The sequence below is a fragment of the Nonomuraea sp. NPDC059023 genome (assembly GCF_042740095.1).
In the GTDB taxonomy this organism is placed as follows: Bacteria; Actinomycetota; Actinomycetes; order Streptosporangiales; family Streptosporangiaceae; genus Nonomuraea.
The window spans coordinates 77,706-95,456 of the sequence record NZ_JBHYIO010000015.1; the positions used below are offsets into that span (position 1 = coordinate 77,706).

The 17,751-nt window shown below is 68.6% G+C and carries 20 protein-coding genes and 1 riboswitch; of the genes, 9 read left to right on the forward strand and 11 right to left on the reverse strand.

All coding sequences use genetic code 11. The annotated features are described in order from the left end of the window. The 6 genes from ACFWYW_RS25370 to ACFWYW_RS25395 all read right to left on the reverse strand — a co-directional run bounded on the left by ACFWYW_RS25370 (nt 1) and on the right by ACFWYW_RS25395 (nt 4,459). A complete protein-coding gene (locus ACFWYW_RS25370) occupies nt 1-2,058 on the reverse strand; it encodes a putative cobaltochelatase (protein WP_379611781.1) in 2,058 nt (685 codons plus the stop codon). Continuing rightward, a complete protein-coding gene (locus tag ACFWYW_RS25375; RefSeq protein ID WP_379611782.1) occupies nt 2,055-2,753 on the reverse strand; it encodes a histidine phosphatase family protein in 699 nt (232 codons plus the stop codon). Before ACFWYW_RS25375 ends, ACFWYW_RS25370 begins: the two co-directional genes overlap by 4 nt. A 38-nt stretch (nt 2,754-2,791) precedes the next feature. Then, nucleotides 2,792-3,541 (reverse strand): CbtA family protein, encoded by a 750-nt coding sequence (locus ACFWYW_RS25380; RefSeq protein WP_379611783.1) that lies wholly within the window; start codon nt 3,539-3,541, stop codon nt 2,792-2,794. Nucleotides 3,542-3,553: 12 nt separating this feature from the next. After that, nucleotides 3,554-3,715 (reverse strand): CbtB-domain containing protein, encoded by a 162-nt coding sequence (locus tag ACFWYW_RS25385; RefSeq protein ID WP_379611784.1) that lies wholly within the window; start codon nt 3,713-3,715, stop codon nt 3,554-3,556. Between the two features lie 56 nt (nt 3,716-3,771). Further along, nucleotides 3,772-3,909, reverse strand: a riboswitch (cobalamin riboswitch). Between the two features lie 11 nt (nt 3,910-3,920). After that, on the reverse strand, nt 3,921-4,193 hold the full coding sequence (locus tag ACFWYW_RS25390; RefSeq protein WP_379612001.1) for a hypothetical protein: 273 nt from the start codon (nt 4,191-4,193) through the stop codon (nt 3,921-3,923). Beyond that, the gene (locus tag ACFWYW_RS25395; RefSeq protein WP_379611785.1) at nt 4,142-4,459 is read right to left on the reverse strand and encodes a sigma factor; all 318 of its coding nucleotides are present in this window, start codon (nt 4,457-4,459) and stop codon (nt 4,142-4,144) included. Before ACFWYW_RS25395 ends, ACFWYW_RS25390 begins: the two co-directional genes overlap by 52 nt. Nucleotides 4,460-4,547: 88 nt before the next feature. Between ACFWYW_RS25395 and ACFWYW_RS25400 the strand changes: the two genes are divergently transcribed. From ACFWYW_RS25400 to ACFWYW_RS25410, 3 genes are read left to right on the forward strand one after another with little or no spacing between them, the layout of a single operon-like run. Further along, nucleotides 4,548-4,847 (forward strand): YbaB/EbfC family nucleoid-associated protein, encoded by a 300-nt coding sequence (locus ACFWYW_RS25400; RefSeq protein ID WP_379611786.1) that lies wholly within the window; start codon nt 4,548-4,550, stop codon nt 4,845-4,847. Further along, nucleotides 4,844-5,749, forward strand: coding sequence for a hypothetical protein (locus ACFWYW_RS25405; protein WP_379611787.1), 906 nt, complete (start codon nt 4,844-4,846; stop codon nt 5,747-5,749). The genes ACFWYW_RS25400 and ACFWYW_RS25405 overlap by 4 nt, the downstream gene beginning before the upstream one ends. Before the next feature lie 5 nt (nt 5,750-5,754). Continuing rightward, nucleotides 5,755-6,126 (forward strand): hypothetical protein, encoded by a 372-nt coding sequence (locus ACFWYW_RS25410; protein ID WP_379611789.1) that lies wholly within the window; start codon nt 5,755-5,757, stop codon nt 6,124-6,126. Here the strand turns inward: ACFWYW_RS25410 and ACFWYW_RS25415 are convergent. After that, nucleotides 6,106-6,825, reverse strand: a complete 720-nt coding sequence (locus tag ACFWYW_RS25415; protein WP_379611791.1) for a hypothetical protein — start codon at nt 6,823-6,825, stop codon at nt 6,106-6,108. The genes ACFWYW_RS25410 and ACFWYW_RS25415 overlap by 21 nt on opposite strands. Before the next feature lie 100 nt (nt 6,826-6,925). On the opposite strand from ACFWYW_RS25415, the gene ACFWYW_RS25420 reads away from it, so the two are divergent. From ACFWYW_RS25420 to ACFWYW_RS25435, 4 genes are all read left to right on the forward strand, one after another. Beyond that, nucleotides 6,926-7,663 carry a hypothetical protein gene (locus ACFWYW_RS25420; protein WP_379611793.1) on the forward strand — a complete coding sequence of 246 codons (738 nt, stop codon included), beginning with the start codon at nt 6,926-6,928 and terminating at the stop codon, nt 7,661-7,663. Between the two features lie 68 nt (nt 7,664-7,731). Further along, complete coding sequence (locus tag ACFWYW_RS25425) at nt 7,732-8,634, forward strand: sigma-70 family RNA polymerase sigma factor (protein ID WP_379611794.1); 903 nt, start codon at nt 7,732-7,734, stop codon at nt 8,632-8,634. A 45-nt stretch (nt 8,635-8,679) separates the two neighbouring features. Then, nucleotides 8,680-9,216, forward strand: coding sequence for an NUDIX hydrolase family protein (locus ACFWYW_RS25430; protein WP_184971135.1), 537 nt, complete (start codon nt 8,680-8,682; stop codon nt 9,214-9,216). Nucleotides 9,217-9,280: 64 nt separating this feature from the next. Further along, nucleotides 9,281-10,099: a glycerophosphodiester phosphodiesterase gene (locus tag ACFWYW_RS25435; RefSeq protein WP_379611795.1), complete on the forward strand. Its 819-nt coding sequence runs from the start codon at nt 9,281-9,283 to the stop codon at nt 10,097-10,099. Here ACFWYW_RS25435 and ACFWYW_RS25440 read toward each other — a convergent pair. Beyond that, nucleotides 10,089-11,318 carry a hypothetical protein gene (locus ACFWYW_RS25440; protein WP_379611796.1) on the reverse strand — a complete coding sequence of 410 codons (1,230 nt, stop codon included), beginning with the start codon at nt 11,316-11,318 and terminating at the stop codon, nt 10,089-10,091. The genes ACFWYW_RS25435 and ACFWYW_RS25440 overlap by 11 nt on opposite strands. 144 nt (nt 11,319-11,462) lie before the next feature. Here ACFWYW_RS25440 and ACFWYW_RS25445 point away from each other — a divergent pair, with 144 nt between their 5' ends. Beyond that, the gene (locus ACFWYW_RS25445) at nt 11,463-12,176 is read left to right on the forward strand and encodes an endonuclease/exonuclease/phosphatase family protein (protein WP_379611797.1); all 714 of its coding nucleotides are present in this window, start codon (nt 11,463-11,465) and stop codon (nt 12,174-12,176) included. Nucleotides 12,177-12,195: 19 nt separating this feature from the next. Here ACFWYW_RS25445 and ACFWYW_RS25450 read toward each other — a convergent pair whose 3' ends face one another. Both ACFWYW_RS25450 and ACFWYW_RS25455 read right to left on the reverse strand, forming a co-directional pair. Next, nucleotides 12,196-14,928 carry a KGGVGR-motif variant AAA ATPase gene (locus ACFWYW_RS25450; RefSeq protein ID WP_379611799.1) on the reverse strand — a complete coding sequence of 911 codons (2,733 nt, stop codon included), beginning with the start codon at nt 14,926-14,928 and terminating at the stop codon, nt 12,196-12,198. Then, nucleotides 14,925-15,338 (reverse strand): hypothetical protein, encoded by a 414-nt coding sequence (locus ACFWYW_RS25455; RefSeq protein WP_379611800.1) that lies wholly within the window; start codon nt 15,336-15,338, stop codon nt 14,925-14,927. The genes ACFWYW_RS25450 and ACFWYW_RS25455 overlap by 4 nt, the downstream gene beginning before the upstream one ends. Before the next feature lie 612 nt (nt 15,339-15,950). Between ACFWYW_RS25455 and ACFWYW_RS25460 the strand changes: the two genes are divergently transcribed. Further along, nucleotides 15,951-16,256 carry a hypothetical protein gene (locus ACFWYW_RS25460; RefSeq protein ID WP_379611802.1) on the forward strand — a complete coding sequence of 102 codons (306 nt, stop codon included), beginning with the start codon at nt 15,951-15,953 and terminating at the stop codon, nt 16,254-16,256. A 312-nt stretch (nt 16,257-16,568) separates the two neighbouring features. On the opposite strand, the gene ACFWYW_RS25465 is transcribed toward ACFWYW_RS25460, so the two are convergent. Further along, nucleotides 16,569-17,627 carry a calcium-binding protein gene (locus ACFWYW_RS25465; protein ID WP_379641082.1) on the reverse strand — a complete coding sequence of 353 codons (1,059 nt, stop codon included), beginning with the start codon at nt 17,625-17,627 and terminating at the stop codon, nt 16,569-16,571. Between the last annotated feature and the right edge of the window lie 124 nt (nt 17,628-17,751).

Here is a 17,751-nt window from a genome sequence, read left to right on the forward strand (position 1 = left end):
TCAGCTCGCCTTCCTGTGCTCGCGGACCACCGTTCCCAGATCGTCCAGCGTGACCACCTCGGCGGCCAGCCGGGCCGCCAGCCGTACGGCGAGGCCCAACCGGACCGGACCGCTCTCGCAGTCGACGACCACGCACGCCACGCCCCTGAGCAGCCCGGCCGCCGCGTCCACGTCACCGCCCGCCGTCGCCCGCCCGTCGGTCACCACCACGACCAGCGGACGCCGGTCGGGATCGCGCATCCGCTCTACCCGCAGCACCTCCGCCGCCCTGGCCAGCCCCTCGGCCAGCGGCGTACGCCCGCCGGTCGGCAACGACCGCAACCGCGCCGCCCCCGCCTCCACCGACGACGTCGGCGGCAACGCCACCTCCGCGCCCCTCCCCCTGAACGTCACCAGCCCCACCTTGTCCCTGCGCTGGTAGGCGTCGAGCAGCAGGCTGAGCACCGCCGTCTTCACCGCGGTCATCCGCCTGCGCGCGGCCATCGAGCCGCTCGCGTCGACCACGAACAGCACGAGGTTGCTCTCCCTGCCCTCCCGCACGACCTCGCGCAGATCGCCGCCGCGCAGCAGCAGCCCGGCTCCGGTCCGCCCCCGCTCCTTCTGGTACGGCGCCGCCGCCAGCAGGGTCGCCGGCAGGTGCAGATCCTTGACCTTGCCGTGCGGCACCCGCGCCCCGGTCGCCCTGCCACGCGGCGTACGCGCCCGCGACCTCCGCCCCGAAGCACCCGCCCCGAGCCCTGGCACCTTCAACACCGGCACCCGATAAGGCGCCCCCACCCCAGCCACCGCCACTACCCCGGCCCCAGCCTCATCCCGCGCGTCGGGCCCCGGCTCGGCTCCTGGCTCGTCCCTCTGGCCGACCTGGAAGTTGTGCCCGGCCTCCCCCTGGTCAGGCTGGGAGTTGTGCCCGGTCTCCCCCCGGCCCGGCTCCTCCCCCTGGTCAGGCTGGGAGTTGTGCCCGGGGTCGGGGTCGCCCTGGTGGCCGGGGCCGTCGGGGTCGGGCGGGGTGTCCGGGGTGTCGCCGCCGTCCGGGTCGTCGTCGCCCCGGTGGCGGTCCAGGAGTTCCTCCAGCAGGTCCTCGTCCAGCCCCGGCGCGTCGAACGGGTCCCGGCGCCGCCGGTGCGGCAGGGACAGCCGGGCCGCCACCCGCACGTCCTCCTCCGTCACCCGGTCCCGCCCCTGCCAGGCCGCGTGCGCCATGGCCGCGTTCGCCGTGACCAGGTCGGCGCGCAGGCCGTCCACCTCGAACCCCGCGCACACCGCCGCGATCTGCAGCAGCCGGGCGTCGGGAAGGACGACCCCGCCGCTCAGCAGCGCCCTGGCCCGCAGGATCCGCTCGCCGAGCGCGGACTCCTGGGCGGTCCATCGCGCCACGAACGCCTCGGGTGAAGCGTCGTAGGCCATGCGCCGCCGTACCACCTCGGCCCGTTCGTCCGGGTCCCGCGACGCCTTCACCTCGACGGTCAGTCCGAACCGGTCGAGGAGCTGGGGGCGCAGCTCGCCTTCCTCCGGGTTCATGGTGCCGACCAGGAGGAAGCGGGCGGCGTGCCGTACCGACACGCCTTCGCGCTCGACGTAGCAGGTGCCGAGCGCGGCGGCGTCGAGCAGGAGGTCCACGAGGTGGTCGTGCAGGAGGTTGACCTCGTCGACGTACAGCACGCCGCGGTGCGCGCCCGCCAGCAGTCCCGGCTCGAACGCCTTCACGCCTTCGGTCAGCGCGCGTTCGACGTCGAGCGAGCCGACGAGCCGGTCCTCGGAGGCGCCGACCGGCAGTTCGACCAGGGAGGCGGGCCGCCGGTGGCGTTGTTCGCCGGGGTCGTGCGGCCCGTCGGGGCAGTCCGGGTCCGGCGCGGCCGGGTCGCAGGCGAACCGGCAACCGGCCACCACGTCCACCGACGGTAGCTGGGCGGCCAGCGCGCGGACGATCGTCGACTTGGCGGTGCCCTTCTCCCCGCGGACGAGCACGCCGCCCACCCGGGGCGAGACGGCGTTGAGCACCAGCGCCAGCTTCAGGTCGTCGAGCCCGACGACCGCGCTGAACGGGTAGGTGGCGATCAAGAGGTGACCTTCCGGTGTTCGAGGGCGTCCCGGTTGACGTGGGCGACCCGCCAGCCGCCGCGGGTGACGGCCAGTTCGGTGGTGGACAGTGGCGCGAGGTCGAAACGGGCGGCGTGCAGCGGGGGCAGGCCGAGCGCGTGCCCGAGCGCGGCGCGGATGGCTCCCGAGTCGCAGATGACCAGGAACGGCCGCCCGCGCCGGCCGTCGAACCTGGCCCGCGTCTCGTCGAGCCACCCCGTGACGCGCGCCGTCATCTGGTCGAGGCTCTCGCCGCCGTGGGGCGCCGCGCCGGGGTCGGCGAGCCAGCTCGCGAGCGCGTCCGGCTCGTCCTGGGCGACCCTCGTGTACGGCAGGCCGCCCCACCGGCCGTGATCGGCCTCGGCCAGGGCGTCGACCACGATGGGCGCGAGCCCCATGGCCGAGGCGGTCTGCAACGCGGCCACCGACGGCGCGACGAACGCCGCCCCCGCCTGCCCGGCCGTCAGCATCTCCCCAAGCCCACCGGGCTCCGCGTCGCCGGACACGCCGGGCTCGCGGAGTTCGCCGGGCTCGCGGAGCTCGCGGAGCTCGGGCCGGGTGCCGGGTCCCGCGTATGACGCCGTCCTGGCCAGGTCGGCGGTCCCGGCCAGAAGGGCGGCCTTCGCCAGGCTGGCGCGATCGGCCTGCTCCGGTGCGGGGAAGCAGGCTGTGCGCATGCCTGGTGTGCTGGCATGCCGTACGAAAAGCACTCCGCTCAGCTCGGTGCGGCGGCTGGGACGGCGGCGGTGGTCCGGCGGGCGGCGCGCTCGCCCGCCCAGGCGAACAGCGCCCCGAACGCCGCCCAGAACACCAGCTGCGTCCCCAGCGACGCGAGCCGGAACTCCCAAAGCAACGTGGCGGGAAAGCCCGCGGGCACCTCGTCGACCCGCGGCAGCAGCGCCAGCGCGGCGACCACCGGCACGAGGAAGGTCATCACGGTGACGCTCCAGCGCGCCCACGGACCGCCGGTGACCCGGCGCCCGCTCGCGACCGCGATGGCGACGGCGGCCAGGCCCACCAGCACCATGACCACGTAGAGCAGGGTCCGGCTGCCGATCGTGTGGGGGTCGCCGACGGCGGGCGGGTTGGCGGGATATTTCAGGAACGGCAGCAGGACGATCGCCAGAAAGGCCGTGCCCGCCGCGGCGAACGCGAGCGCGGGGTCCGACCTGGGGCCGACCCGGCCGCGCAGCCCGGCCACGACCAGGCCGAAGATGCCGCCGACGGCGAGGCCGTAAAGGCCCGTCGCGAGGAACAGCCCGGCCTTCTGCACCGGCCGGCTGACCTCGGCCTCCTCACCATGATGATCGTCGGCCGGCGCGGCCGGCGCTGCCGCCGCCGCGGCTTCTTCCAAGGCGATCGCGCTGTCCACGTGGGGCTCCCCCGCCAGGAAGGCGAAGGCGCCCGCGAACAGTCCGGCCAGCAGGCCCAGGAGCAGACCTCTGACCACAAGGGTGCGCACCATCGTGCCCGGCCCCTAGTGGCAGGGCACGCCGAGCAGGTGACGCCCGTCGTGCATCAGCTCGTGCAGGAAGGTACCGGTCTGCGAGACCGCGCCGTTGTCCATCAGAACCAGGTACGCGATCAACAGGAACAACGGCACGCTCAGCAACCAGGGCCGCAAACGGGGAAAGGGCACGGACGTCGAAGTGGTCCCACCACTCATCAAGGCCTCCTCAGGGATGACGCGTCCCAACAGGTGAGGTCACGGCCGTTAGGTGACCTGGCTCCCGGGATCTACGTCCCGGATACAGTGGCGCGTCCGCACCGGCATCTCACCGGATTTCCCCTGACAGCCGTGAAATCTACCGGAACGTATCCTTTCCTCCGGTTCTCGTCAACAGTCACGTGATCTTCGAAAGGTCGATGATCACGGTTTTGCCCCCGAGCGGATAGTGAACGAGCCGGCCGTCGCCGACGCCCGGTTGAACGATCTGCATCCCGCCATCGTCACCGGGCCGGGTGCCGAGGTCTCCGGAGCGGCCCGTGGCCAGGTCGAGCAGCGCCTGACCGCCGCCGGCCGAGTCGAACCGCACCGTCATGAACCGGTCCGCGGCGAGTCCGATCACAGGGGCCTCGGGCAGGTCCCGCTCCTGGGTGCCGTCGCGCAGGCGCATGAAAACGGTCCGGTCCGGCCTGTGGCCGACGCAGGTGAGCACGCCGCACCGCACCCAGATCTCGCCCGCGCGCGTTTGCCGCGCACCCGCGACCAGGCCCGATGCAACCTGATCAGCGCCTCCTGGGTCAGGTCGGCCGCGTCGTGCGGGTTGCCGCTGAGCACGTATCCATAGCGCAGGAGCGCGTCGGCGCGCTCGGCGACGAACGCCGCGAAGTCGTCCACCCTGGCCTCACCCTTCCTCGGTCCATCACATCCCAGACGCACGGAGGCCGGATTCTGTTGAATGTGAGGTGAAACGCTTTACCTACTAGTTCAGTTGCCATTGCCGGTGCCACGATCTACGTTGGGCCGAATGACAGACGAGCTGGACCGGATGTTCGCCGAGTTCCACGGGGAGATCGCCCGACTCCAGGGACTCCAGCAAGAGATCGAGCGGGTACGCGGCCGCGGTGAGGCCGCCGAGGGCCGGGTCGTCGCCGAGGCCACCATGACCGGCGCCCTGGCCGGGCTCACCATCGACCCCCGCGCCATGCGGCTCGGCTCCGACGAGCTGGCCGCCGCCGTCCTCCAGGCCGCCGCCGCTGCCGCCCGCGACGCCGGTGACCAGGCCAGGGCGCTGGCCGAGCCGTTCACCCCCGACGTGCTGCGATGAAGATCAACCCCACCCGCGCCTCCATCTACGGCTTCGGCGCCCTCGGCATCACCGCCTTCGTCTTCCAAATGCTCGCGGTCGACTACCCGGAAGGCGACCCCGACCGCGCCCGCCAGGCCCGCGACACCTGGCTACGGCTGGCCGAACGCGTGGAGAAGAGCTCCGGCAACACCTACCCCGCCGCCGAGTCGGTCTGGCGGCGCAACAGCGGCGAAGGGGTGGACGCGTTCAAGCGGACCGTCACCGAGGGCCTGTACCCGATGCCGCCGGCCCTCGGCTACCCCGGCAAGCTGGCCGCCGCCTGCCGCGCGAACGCCGAGGCCTGCGACGACTTCGCGGAGATCGTCGAGACCGTACGGCACGCCTACTGGACCATGGCACTGGCCAACCTCGCCAGCTTCATCTTCATCACCACGTTCCCGTGGCAGGCGGGGGCGGCGTACCAGATCACGCAGTTCCTCATGCGCAGGGCGCAGGCGAAGCTGCTGTCGAAGCTCCTGGAGCACGCGGTCGCGCGGGTCGTGCTGGCCAAGCTGACCGAGTACTCGATCGGCAGCGCCTTCTTCGCCATCGGCGACGTGGGCGTGGTCGCCGGGGTCAAGGCGGCGCGCGGCGAGGACCCGGGCTCTCTGGGCGACAACGCCCGGCAGGCGCTCAAGGAGTTCGCCGCCTCGGTGGCCTTCTACGGCGCCTTCGACGCGGCCATGCCCGCGGCCAGGGCGATGACCAAGAACCTCGACCTGCAGTACTTCATCGGCCGCATGGCCGGCGGCTCCGTCGGCTACGGCCCCAGCTACGACGCCATGAACGGCCAGGGCGGCGAGGACCTGATCCCGACCTGGAAGGAAACGCTGGGCCGGATGCTCCTCTACTTCACGATGGCCCACAAACCCGCGGGGTGAGCAGGATGGAAATCGACCGCGCCCGGCTGCGCGCCGTCGCCGAGGCTTACGACACCGAGCGCCGCGACCTGGCCGACCACGTACGGCGGGCCGCCGCGGAACTGACCGCCATCGGCGCCTTCTGGGGCGGCACCCAGGAGGGCGTCACGTTCTTCAAGGGCGACGGCGGCGCCCGCGGCTACGAGGCCCACACCGACCAGATCGCCAAGGGCCTGGTCCATCTGGACGAGGCCCACGAGCAGCTTGCCGAGCGCCTGCGCCTCATGGGCGACCTCGTCCGGGTCGCCAACTGGGACAGCATCGCCGACCTCCTGTCCAAGCTCCCCGAGCCGGACGAGAACCCCAAGGTCTGGGGCTCACCCGCTGAGCCCGAGTAGGAACGCCGCCGGGACGGCCGCGACGGTGAGCGCCACCGCCCACCACCGCGGCGCCGGCCCCGCCTGCCTCAGCACGCTCACCCCGAGCGGCGCCATGGCCACGACCAGACCGGCGACGGCGAGCAGGGACGGCAGGTCGGTGCTGCCCTTGAGCACGCCGAGCGGCAGCCCGGTGGCCAGCGCGAGCGCGACGCAACGGGCCACCCCGGCCGCGCCGGGACCGAACGCCTTCGCGCGGAAGGCGCCGACCGCCAGCACGATCCAGCCCGCCATGATGACGACGTTGACCGCCTTGAAGACGTGGAAGGCGCCGTAGGTGCCGGCCACGGCCCTCTGCGCGGCCTCAAGCCCGAGCGCGTCGACCATCTGGAACGCCAGGTGGCCGGCCCCGGCGTGGAAGACCCGGCCGAACAACCCGAGCACCACCAGCGTCACGCCCCACCGCGCCCAGCCGGGGTGCGTGGCGGAGATCCGCCGGGCCAGCGCGACCGCGGCCGGCCACAGAAGTACGAGCCCGGCGGCGAACAGGCTGTAGGACAGGGTCATCGTGCCGGGCTGCCGGGCATAGGCGGCGAGCTGGCCGGGGAAGAAGTCGTCCTGGCCGATCCGGGTCAGCACCCCGGCGAGGAGCAGGAGCGGGCCGAGCAGCAGCCCGGCCGCCTCGACCCACGGGCCGGGGAGAAAGTGTGTCCGCGTCATGCCGATCATTCAATCGGCGCAGGTCAGCGGGCACATTGGCACAGAGGCGAGTATTACGGGTACACCTAGCACTACCCCCCGGCCGGTCGTTGGGGGGTAGATGCGGCACTGGTTCGCCCGGGAGATCGTCGACGCGGGGAAGCTCCGGCTGTTCTGCTTCTTCGTGCTGTTCCTGCTCACGTTCCTGTTCATCAGGTTCAGCGTCCGGATGATCAGGAAGCGGGTGCGGTGGTGGCCGGGGAACGTCACCCCGGGCGGGATGCACATCCACCACGTGGTGTTCGGGCTGGTGTTCATGTGCCTGGGCGGGATCGGCGGGCTGGCCGTACAGGATGGAAGCTCTGCGCCCGCGGGGGTGACCGCGGCGGTGTTCGGCGTGGGGGCGGCGCTCGTGCTCGACGAGTTCGCGCTGGTCCTGCATCTGCAGGACGTCTACTGGACCGAGCGGGGGCGGCTGTCGGTGGACACGGTGTTCATGGCGCTGGCGTTGTGCGGGCTCGGACTGCTCGGGATCAGCCCGCTGGAGGTCGACGAGTTGTTCACCGGCCAGGACCTGATCAACGGCGGGCTCGTCGTCACGGCGAACATCCTGTTCGCGGTGCTCAGTCTGAGCAAGGGGAAGATCTGGACCGGGCTGATCGGGGTCTACCTCACCCCGCTCGCGCTGGTCGGCGCCATCCGGCTGGCCAGGCCGGGCTCGCCGTGGGCGCGCTGGCGGTACCGGGAGGGGTCGCGCAAGCTGCGGCGGGCCGAGTGGCGCGAGCACAGGATCCGCGAGCCGATCGAACGGTTCAAACACACGGTTCAGGACGCGATCGCCGGCCGGCCCACCCCTTAGCCCTGATGGCGTTTTTTGCCCCGTACATTGGACGTCGCCCTTGACGACGGACCGCGAAAGAGTGACCGATGAACGACAACGACCTGCTCGCGGCCCGGTTCGAGTCGCATCGCGGGCACCTGCGGGCCGTGGCCTACCGCATGCTGGGCTCGCTCAGCGAGGCCGAGGACGCCGTCCAGGAGGCGTGGTTCCGGCTCAGCAGGACCGACGTGAGCGACGTCGAGAACCTCGCCGGCTGGCTCACCACCGTCACCGGGCGAGTCTGCCTCGACATGCTGCGCTCGCGCGAGTCCCGGCGCGAGGACCCCATCGGTGAACGGCTGCCCGACCCGATCGTGAGCGTCGGCGACCATGTCGACCCGGAGCACGAGGCCCTGCTGGCCGATTCGGTCGGGCTGGCGCTGCTCGTGGTGCTCGACACGCTGGCGCCCGCCGAGCGGCTGGCGTTCGTGCTGCACGACATGTTCAGCGTGCCGTTCGAGGAGGTCGCGACGATCGTCGAACGCTCCCCCGCCACCACCAGGCAACTCGCCAGCCGGGCCCGCCGCCGGATCCAGGGCGCCCGCGTCGCTCCCGACCCCGACCTGGCCCGGCAGCGCGAGGTCGTCGCCGCGTTCCTGTCCGCCGCCCGGGACGGCGACTTCGGGGCGCTGGTCTCCGTGCTCGACCCGGACGTGGTGCTGCGCGTCGAGGGCGCCGACGTGCCGATCGGCACGCTGCGGGTGATCCGCGGGGCCGCCGAGGTGGCCGGCCAGGCGATGTCGTTCCGCGCGATGGCGGACCGCTACGTGCCGGTGCTGGTCAACGGGGCCGTGGGCATGATGTCCGCACCGAACGGCAAGCCCAAGATCGTCGCCGCGGTCACCGTCTCCGGCGGAAAGATCGTGGCCATGGACATCCTCGCCAGCCCTGAGCGCCTGCGCCGCCTCGCCTCCTTGCCCTCGCTGCCCCGCGACCAGGACCGACGTTGACCCCGGCTGCCAGCCTCGCGGCCGGGGAGGACGTACGATCAGCGGGTGACCGAAAAGACCGAAACCGTACCTGGCTGGCTCGCTCCCGAAGAGCTGGAGTCGATTCGCGGACGCATGCCGATCCTCTACATCGACGCCGTCCCCGTGCGAGTCGACGAGACCGGTGTCGTGACCCACGTCGGCCTCCTGCTGCGCATCAGCTCCGACGGCGAGGTCAGCCGGGCGCTGGTCTCCGGCCGGGTCCGGCACCACGAACGGGTCCGCGACGCGCTGATGCGGCACCTGGAAAAGGATCTCGGGCCGGTGGCGCTGCCGAACATCCCGATCTCGCCACAGCCGTTCACGGTCGCGGAGTACTTCCCGACGCCGGGCGTCACGCCGTACCACGACCCGAGGCAGCACGCGGTCTCGCTGGCCTACATCGTCCCGGTGTCCGGTGACTGCCGCCCGCGGCAGGACGCGCTCGACCTCGTCTGGTTCACTCCCGAGGAGGCGTCGTCCCCGATGGTGCAGCAGGAGATGGCCGGCGGGCAGGGCGTCCTGCTCAAGCAGGCACTAGCACATGTGGGACGCTTGACCTGATTTGTAAGCGACGCGTCACTCTGCGCTTAACTCGGAGTCACGTTAGCCTGTCAAGCTCGGTCGCATGCGACGACTGGGCTTCATCATCGTGACCGCGTTGACGACCCTGACGACCCTCACGCCGGCGGTCTCCGCCGCCGCCGACCCCACCAACGTCGCCCATCGGGGCGCCTCGGCCGACGCCCCGGAAAACACCCTCGCCGCCTTCAGGCTCGCCGGCCGGCAGGGCGCCGACATGTTCGAGCTCGACGTCCGCGAGACCAAGGACCATCAGCTCATCCTCCTGCACGACCCCACGCTGACCAGGACCACCAACGTCGAGAACGTCTTCCCCGACCGCGCGCCGTGGCCGCTGAGCGCCTTCACCCTGGATGAGATCCGCAGGCTCGACGCGGGCTCATGGTTCGGTTCCGGTCACTCCGGCGAACGTGTCCCGACCCTCGGCGAGACCCTGCGCACCATGAAGGGCCGCGGCATGGGCCTGCTCCTGGAGATCAAGGACCCGGACCAGTACCCCGGCATCGAGCGCCGCGTAGCCGCCGAACTCCGCAGGAACTCCTGGTGGCTGCAGCCCGGCCGCCTGGTCGTCCAGTCCTTCGACTGGCGCTCGATGCGTACCTTCCACCACAGGATGCCGCGCATCCCGGTAGGCCTCCTCGGCACCCCCGCGGTGAGCCAGCTCCGCACCCTGTCCCGCTACGCCACCCAGATCAACCCGCCCTACCAGTACGTCACCCGGGCGTACGTCAACCGCATCCACAGGCTGGGCATGAAAGTCTTCACCTGGACCGTCAACGACCGCGCCGAGTGGCGCCGCCTGGCCTCCCAAGGCGTCGACGGCATCATCACCGACCGGCCCGGCATGGCGGGACTCACTCCTTGACCGGAATCCGCCGCACCCGCATGATCTCCGCGCCCTCTCTCCGCCACCCCTCCCCTTCTTCGGTACGGCCCAGCCGCCGATAGACCTGCCCGAGCACGATGGCGATCCTGCCCCGGGTGAGCTCGTCATCGTGCGCCAGGCCGGCGGCCGCCTCCAGCACGTGGGCCGCCTCCTGGTTCCGCCCGGCGGCGGCCAGCGCCCGTCCTCGCTGATAGGTCAGCAGAGCCTTGCCCTGGGCGTCGCCCAGCACCTCATAGGCCCGAACGCCCTCGTCAAAACGTTCAGCCGCGGCGTCGGGGTTGCCCCGGGCCAGTTCGAGCAGCCCCCGCGTCTCGACCATCACCGCCCGCACCTCAGCCACCTTCCGAGCGACAGCCCCACCCTCAGCACCCCCACTCCCCACGGCCCCCGCGCCACTGGCGCTCCCGGTGCCCATGGCGCCCCCAGCGCCCCCGACGTTCCCGGTTGTTGTGGTGTTTTCTGGGTTTTTGTTCCCGGAGCTTCCGGCGCCCGTAGGCTCTGGTGCCTTGGCCAGGTCGGCTGCCCGGTCCACCTCGGCGGCGGCCTTGTCCAGTTCGGTCGCGGCCGCCGAGAAGTCCGACAGCTCGATCAACGCCCTGGCCGTCTGATCACGCATCCGCGCCTCAGCCGCCCAGTCACCCAGCCGGTGCGCGGACAGGGTCCCGAGCCTGCTGGTCTCCAGCCAGTCGGCGTAGTGCTTGCGGTTGGCATAGAGCGCCCACATGGCCTCGGCGCTCCGCCGTACCAGCTCATCCCACCCCGCGGTGGAGGCCTGCCGCAGCAACGCCAGCAGATTCCCCCGCTCACTCTCCAGCCAGTCCAGCGCCTCGCCAGGACCGTCGAACACCCCCGGCTCCCCAGGACGATCCAGGACCAGGCAGTGAGCGGCGGTGACCATGCGCGAATACCAGGCCACCGCCCGCCGCAAAGCCTGGTCCCGCTCGGCCGCGGGCTCCCCTTCGGCGGCGTGCGCCGCGTGCCCCCGGACCAGCTCATGCAGCCGGTACCGCTCGGGCAGCGCCTCCACCACCAGGTACGTCTCCAGAAGCGCCCCGATCAACGGCCGCACCTCACCACCCGCGAGCGCGCCGGCCAGAGCAGCGGTGAAATCGCTCCCAGGCAGCAGCCCCAGCAGCCGGTAAAGGCGCGCCGCGTCGGGCGGCAGTCCGCGATACGCGGTCTCGAACACCGCTTCCACAACGGGTTCCCTTCCGCGGCGAACCGGCCGGGGCGTTGCGGACCCCGATGGTCGCCACGGAAGAAGTCTCGCGTTCACCCACAACAAGAGCAAGACCGCTTGAATAGACCGTGAATTCCCACCCCGGATCGAGAGGTCAAAGCCATGATCCGCGTCGCCACCCTGAACGTCTGGGGCAGGCAGGGCCCCTGGCCGTCCCGCCTGGCCCTGATCCGCCAGGAACTCACCGACCTCAGCCCGGACGTCATAGGCCTCCAAGAGGTCTGGCGCCACAAGGGCCGCTGCCAGGCGGAGGAGATAGCCGGCGACCTGGGCTACGAAATCGCCTACGCCCCCGCCTTCACCGCCGAGGACGGACGCATCCAGGGCAACGCCATCCTGACCCGCCTCCCCATCCGCGACCAGCACCACGTCCCCCTCCCCGTAGGAGGCCACGAGCCAAGAGCCCTCCTTTACGTCCAGGCCGGCGACCTCCCCGTCTACGTCACCCACCTGAACTGGCAACCCGACCACAGCGCCATCCGCCAGGAACAGGCCCGCTTCATCACCGCCCACATGACCGGCTCCCCCGCGGTCCTGCTGGGCGACTTCAACGCCACCCCGGACTCCCCCGAAATCCAATACCTGAGCAGCCAGTTCACCGACGCCTGGACCAGCGCCGGCGACGGCACCCCCGGTGACACGTTCTCCCGCGACAACGCCTTCGTCAGCCAGTACGACGACGAACCCACGAGACGCCTGGACTACATCTTCACCAGCGCCCACCCGGCCCGAACCTGGCTGACCTTCACCACCCCGAAAGACGACATCTGGCCCTCCGACCACTATGGCCTCGCCTGCGACCTAACCCTTACGTAACGCGATCCCCTCACGGGCCTCAGTCGAGATTGTTGCGCTGACGAACGAGGTTCGCGATGGCCAGAATCTTCGGCCGACCAGTTGCCTTGAAGGAGAGCCCGTGCCGGAAGATTTCAGGGATCCAGTATTGATCTTCTTCGCGGAAAACGACCCCATTGGCGGCAAGAACCTCCAGGTTCTCATTGGAAAGTCTCACCGCTTCAGGACTGAACGGGATTCGTTTTTGCTCCACACCTAGAGCGTCAAGGTGCTTGAGAAGCTCTCCGACCTGTGGACTTTCATCGCTGATTGCCTTGATCTTCTCCTTGCTGCATTGCACCAAGGCCTTCCTCATCGCGGCCGGCGCGAGCAAGCGGTCTGTCGAGCGAGTGTCTGCGATCGACTGGTCGGCTGATTCCTTGAGAAAGGTGACAATATCGCGAGCCTGAATCTGACCATTGAAATCCGATAGCGCAGCAAGGAACCAGCCGTCCGACCGCGCTTCACGAGAACGCAGTGATCCCATTTTCTCCCCCCACACGGGAAGAAGCCATTCACTGAGTCGCTGATCTTTGGCGGAAACAACCTCATCCGAGGTCAATCCCGGAAGAGCCTTAGAGCGTTGCGTCACCCAGAGAGCGAGCCTGAGAGCTTCGGCCGGATTCCACTTGAGTTCATACTCGCTGTATCGAGCGAAGAACTGTCTGTAGTTCTGCTTGATGGCCGCCTGAACCAGATCACGCCGCACAAAGATCACCAGTCCGAGCGGCCTACCGCGCAGGCTCCGCAACCAGTCAAGGCAGTCGGTCAGTAGAACTCGGAGTGCCTGGACCTGGGCACTGTCATCGGAGAAGTTTTGAAGGAGATCCTCGAGTCCATCTATGAGGAAGATTCTCCTGTTAAGACTACCGAACTCGGCCAGCTTCTTCTCAACGTCAACGGGGCTGGTCTTGATCCCTATGGCACGCGCCATGCAGGTGAGCCAAACCTGCCTCCATTGTAGATCTGTCAGCTCCGAGCGCAGCGACTCATCGATGACATCGCGCAGGTCAAGCTGGCTATACGATTCCGAGTCCGTCGAGACAGAAGCGCTGCGCTGGATTTCTTCAACTCGGCGCCTGGTGGCGTCATTGAGGTTCTTGGAGACGAAAACCGGCGCCAACAAGGCGTCTAGAGCCACTTCCTCGACGCCCACGTCACGTGCGTACGTTCGCCAGGTTCTACGGAAGCACATCTGCGTCTGGGTAAAGGTCTTCCCAGAGCCTTTTGCGCCTGCCACCACGCACAACGGCGGCTCCGTCCGATGCGACGTCAGCAGATTTCGGAGCGACTCTGTAGGCAGGAAGGCGGTATCGTCCGCTGTCTCGGCATAGGCCAGCCGTCGAGCGAAGTCGCTCAGGGCCTCACGGAGAGGCACGAGGTTGTCCCGCAGGTTGACACGGAGCGACTCAACAGCATGCGCTTCATCGGCAAGAGCCGAACTATTCGACGGAGCAAGACCTTCCGCCAATGACGCGAACATCTCTACAAGTTGATGGCGTCGAGCAAGCTCCACGACCTCCTCCCAGGAGGACGGAAGAGCTAGAAGCCCGTCTTGAAAGACGCTAAAGATCGGCTCCAGTATAAGGTCACCATCGACGGTCCGGTCCTCATTGTCCTCTGGACGCGGTTCGAGTGTTTCGGCGATGGCATCTCGAAGCATTGCGGCGGCCTTGGCCGCTTGGTCGCGATGTCCCTGTTCTCTGAACTGAGTTACGACAGCAATGCTCGATGGATCGTCACCTCGGCTCGGGGCTCTTCGGCCGAGCTCTTGAATGGTTCGAATCGAACCATAGAGCGATTGGTTGCTAATGGTGGTGACGAAGATGCGCTGAACTCGCGGATCCAGCAGCACCGGAGCGGCAAGTTCACTGCTACCAGCGCGAAGATCGATCAGAACCGTATGCGCGTCCAGACGGCACGCAAGTTCGGCAATGGATTCGGTGAGAAAGTAGATAGACCGGTCGGGGGTCAGGAGGTCGGTGGGTTCAAGTCGAGACGGTGCGATGTCATGCAGCGAACGACGAGTGGGCATGATGATCACGTTGTCCAGCGTCTGGTTCAACAGATACGTCGCACCCAACGACACCGCATCTGACGGGCGACCATCCTCGGAGGAGTGCAGCAGCGCGAGGAAATCTTCATAGCTGAAGTCAACACGCCGCCCCCGAGATGCGAACATCCAGGTGATTCCCGGCGCCTCAAGGTCAGCGTCAATAAAAAGCACCCGCTCCCCACGCCGGGCAATGGCGTCCGCGAGGGCCACACCGTGCAGGGTGCGCCCCACCCCGCCTTTGAAGGAGTGCAGCGCGGCGATTCGCACGTTGCCGGGGAATGGCTGATCGGGAGGAGGCAAGGGTTGACCGAGGGCACGGACGACGCGCCGCTCGCGCCACCGGGGCTCCCGCCTTGGGAGATCGGGGTCTCGGTGGGAGACCGTGATCGGTAGGAGTCTTGTGGAAGGCCGTCCAGGAACATCGTCGAGACGAAGCGAATAGATCTGTTCGTGGACCACAACCGAGCCGACGCCAAACTTCTCGCTCAGCCAAGACAAAGCGGCTTCCGATGAGGCCTGTGGATCGATCCTGAGTTCGAGGCCATCCCAGAAGGCATCGCACTCGTGAAGCCAAGCGGGCCATTGGTTCTGCGTCGCGAGCGTCGCCAGGTGGGCGTCCACATCCATCCATGTGTAGAGACGCTCCGGCACCTTGGTCCACAGGTCTGGCATGATCATGCCCTCAATTCTTGCTGACACCAGTCCAGCAGGTCACGTAGGACCGCGAGAGCCTCTTGCTCGTGCTCCTTGCGAAGGGCGTGCCCGTACCGCCACGCCTGATGCAGGTCGCGGAACTCGACCTTTACCTTTGCCATGTTGTGGCTCGCACAGTGTTGCATCCGTGCGCATAGATGGGGAGGCAGCCGCAACTCCTTGGCAAGTTTCTGCAAGTCATGGCTTCTGAGGTGTTCGGGAAGTTGAGCCGTCGAGCGTAGGTTGAGACGACCGAGAAGAGCCGCTTTCAGGCCGCACTCAGCGCCATAGAAAAGAAGCACTGCTGCTGGAGAGCCTTCTGAAAGATGTTCAGCCGCTTGCTGATGGGCGCTGGAACTCGCAAAAAGTTGGCGTCTGCCGACATCTACGGGCACGTTGCGTAATCTATCGAGACTGGCCGTGTCCAGCAGGCGCTCCGCTGAAGATACGGCAACTGATCTGCCGAGTCGGGCCGCTTTAGCACCCCATATGAATCCAAATACCGCCAAAACGGCCAGCGACGGGGGTCTTCCCCTGGCGATGGCCCGCCCATGACGCAGTCCTGCCGCTGATCCAGGGTCGATGAGAAGTGAACGGCTCTATTTCTCTGAACACCCCGCCATCGGTGCACTGCTGCCCAGGGCGGGCCAAGCGGCGGGCCATCTTCAGGTGCGCCCCATGCCCGCCTCTACCTGACCCGCGAAGACTCACCAGTCTCGCGGCGTCTGCAACGCCTTGATGCGCGCAGCCCAGCGGGCACCAGGAGCGGAGTTCGCGGAGCTTGCCTTTCAACTGCCTGGTGTACGGCTCGCCAGAACGACCGTCTCCTGATCGTCCCGACTGGGCCGGTAGGACCCACTCGTCCGCCTCGGGAATCGAGGAAGAGCTCGGGTGAGACCCGGCATACGCACCGTTTGGCCAGCTCAGCGTGGCACTACGGGAAGTAGCTAATTGGATGCGAAGAGTGAAGGCTGGTGAAGTCCGTCCCACGACAGAAGGGAAGCTTCATGCGCCCGATCCCCCTCATGCTGGCAGCCGCCGCCGCGACGCTCGCGTTCGTCGGCACCGGCCCCGCCTTCGCCGCACCAGGCGTCGTGTTCCTCCACTCGCCGAGCGGCGTGCAGAAGACCGTCGAGAACCCTCAGCCTCAAGAGTGCCACGTGGGCACCGGTCCCGGCTCTCTGGTGCGCAATGCCACCGAGGGCACCATCCTGGTCTTCCCTGACTCCGCGTGCCGGACCAGGATCTTCAACCCGGTCGAGCCCGGCGAAGTCCGGGTGGACAACGTCGGCAGCTTCATGGCGCTCGACTGACCGATGACACCGGATCAGGCGGCCATGGTGAGGGCGGCCGCCTGATCCGGTTGTGTCGTGCTCTATTGGCGCGGTGCCTCAGGGCCCTGGCCATCGCGTCGGCGATAGCGTGATCGAGACGCGCGGAGCGAAGCGGAGCTCCCTTGTCCGGGGCGGGATCCAACTGCCCAACCACTTAGCCGGGCAACGGGCGGGGCCCAAACCGAACGCGCGGAGCGAAGCGGAGCACCTTTGTCCGGGGCGGGATCCAACTGCCCAACCACCTAGCCGGGCAACGGGCGGGGCCCTAGGCAGAACGCGGGGAACTCTTCTTCAGATTTCGCAGTTGGTTTCGGTGTCTGGGTCGGGGCCGCCGTCGCAGTCGTCGGCTGTTCCGGTGCCGCCGTCCAGGTGGTCGTTGCCGTAGCTGCCGCGTAGCGTGTCGTTGCCTGCTCCGGCTTCCATGGTGTCGTTGCCTGTTCCGCCGTTCAGGGTGTCTGTCAGTGGGCCGCCGTACAAGGTGTCGTTGCCGCTGCCGCCGGTCAGCGTGTTCGCTCCTGGGCCGCCGTAGACCGTGTCCTGGCCGGCGTCGCCGTACAGGATGTCGTTGTCCCAGTCGCCGAACACCTCGTCGTCGCCGGAGCCTCCGGAGACTGTGTCGTTGCCCTTGACGCCGCTGACGAAGTCGTTGCCTATACCGCCGTAGACGCTGTCGTTGCCGTCCCAGCCCATGATGGTGTCTTCGCCTGCGCCGCCGCTCAAGACGTTGGCGGCGGCCGTACCCTCCAGGTGGTCGTTGCCGGAGCCGCCTGTGACGTTCTCGATGCCGGGCAGGCCGTCGTTCTCTCCTGGTTCGCCGCATGGGCACGCTGTCAGCTTCACCGTCACGGCGGCCGTACGGGAGGCGTAGCTGACGGTGTCGGTGCCGGTGCCGCCGTCGATGGTGTGACGGCCTGGCCCGGAATGGATGACGTCGTTGCCGGTGCCGCCGCTCACAAGGGAGCCGACGCTTCCCGGGTAGCCGTACGCTATGTCGTTTCCGGCTCCGAGGCCGATCAGGGCATGGTTGGGGCCGGTCGGGTTGACGATGTCGTCCAGGTCGCCGACGTCGATGATGAGCTGGCCGCTGAACGTGGCGGCGGCCGTGCATTCGACGAGTGTCAGGTCGGCCGGGTCGGGGTGGGCGCAGCCGTTCAGCGGAGTGATGGGGACGATGTCGTCCACGAGGTAGGTGTCGGCGTCCGGTGCGGTGAAGGTCACGTGGTTGACCTGGCCGGGCGCGGCCTTGTACTCAAGCTCGCCGGACATCACTCGGGCGAAGGTGTCCGCACCGGAAGCGGCGTACGCGGGCGTGGCGCCGAGCGCTACTAGGAGGGCCGCTGTGGCGGCCATGGCTAACGTGCTGGCTGGTCTCATGGTCGGACTGTGCGCCCGTCCCATTGCTCCGGACTTGCAGGCCGCTGACAGTTAGGGCGGATGCCCGATACCGCCGGAAGCCCGGGAAATCTAGCGTTTT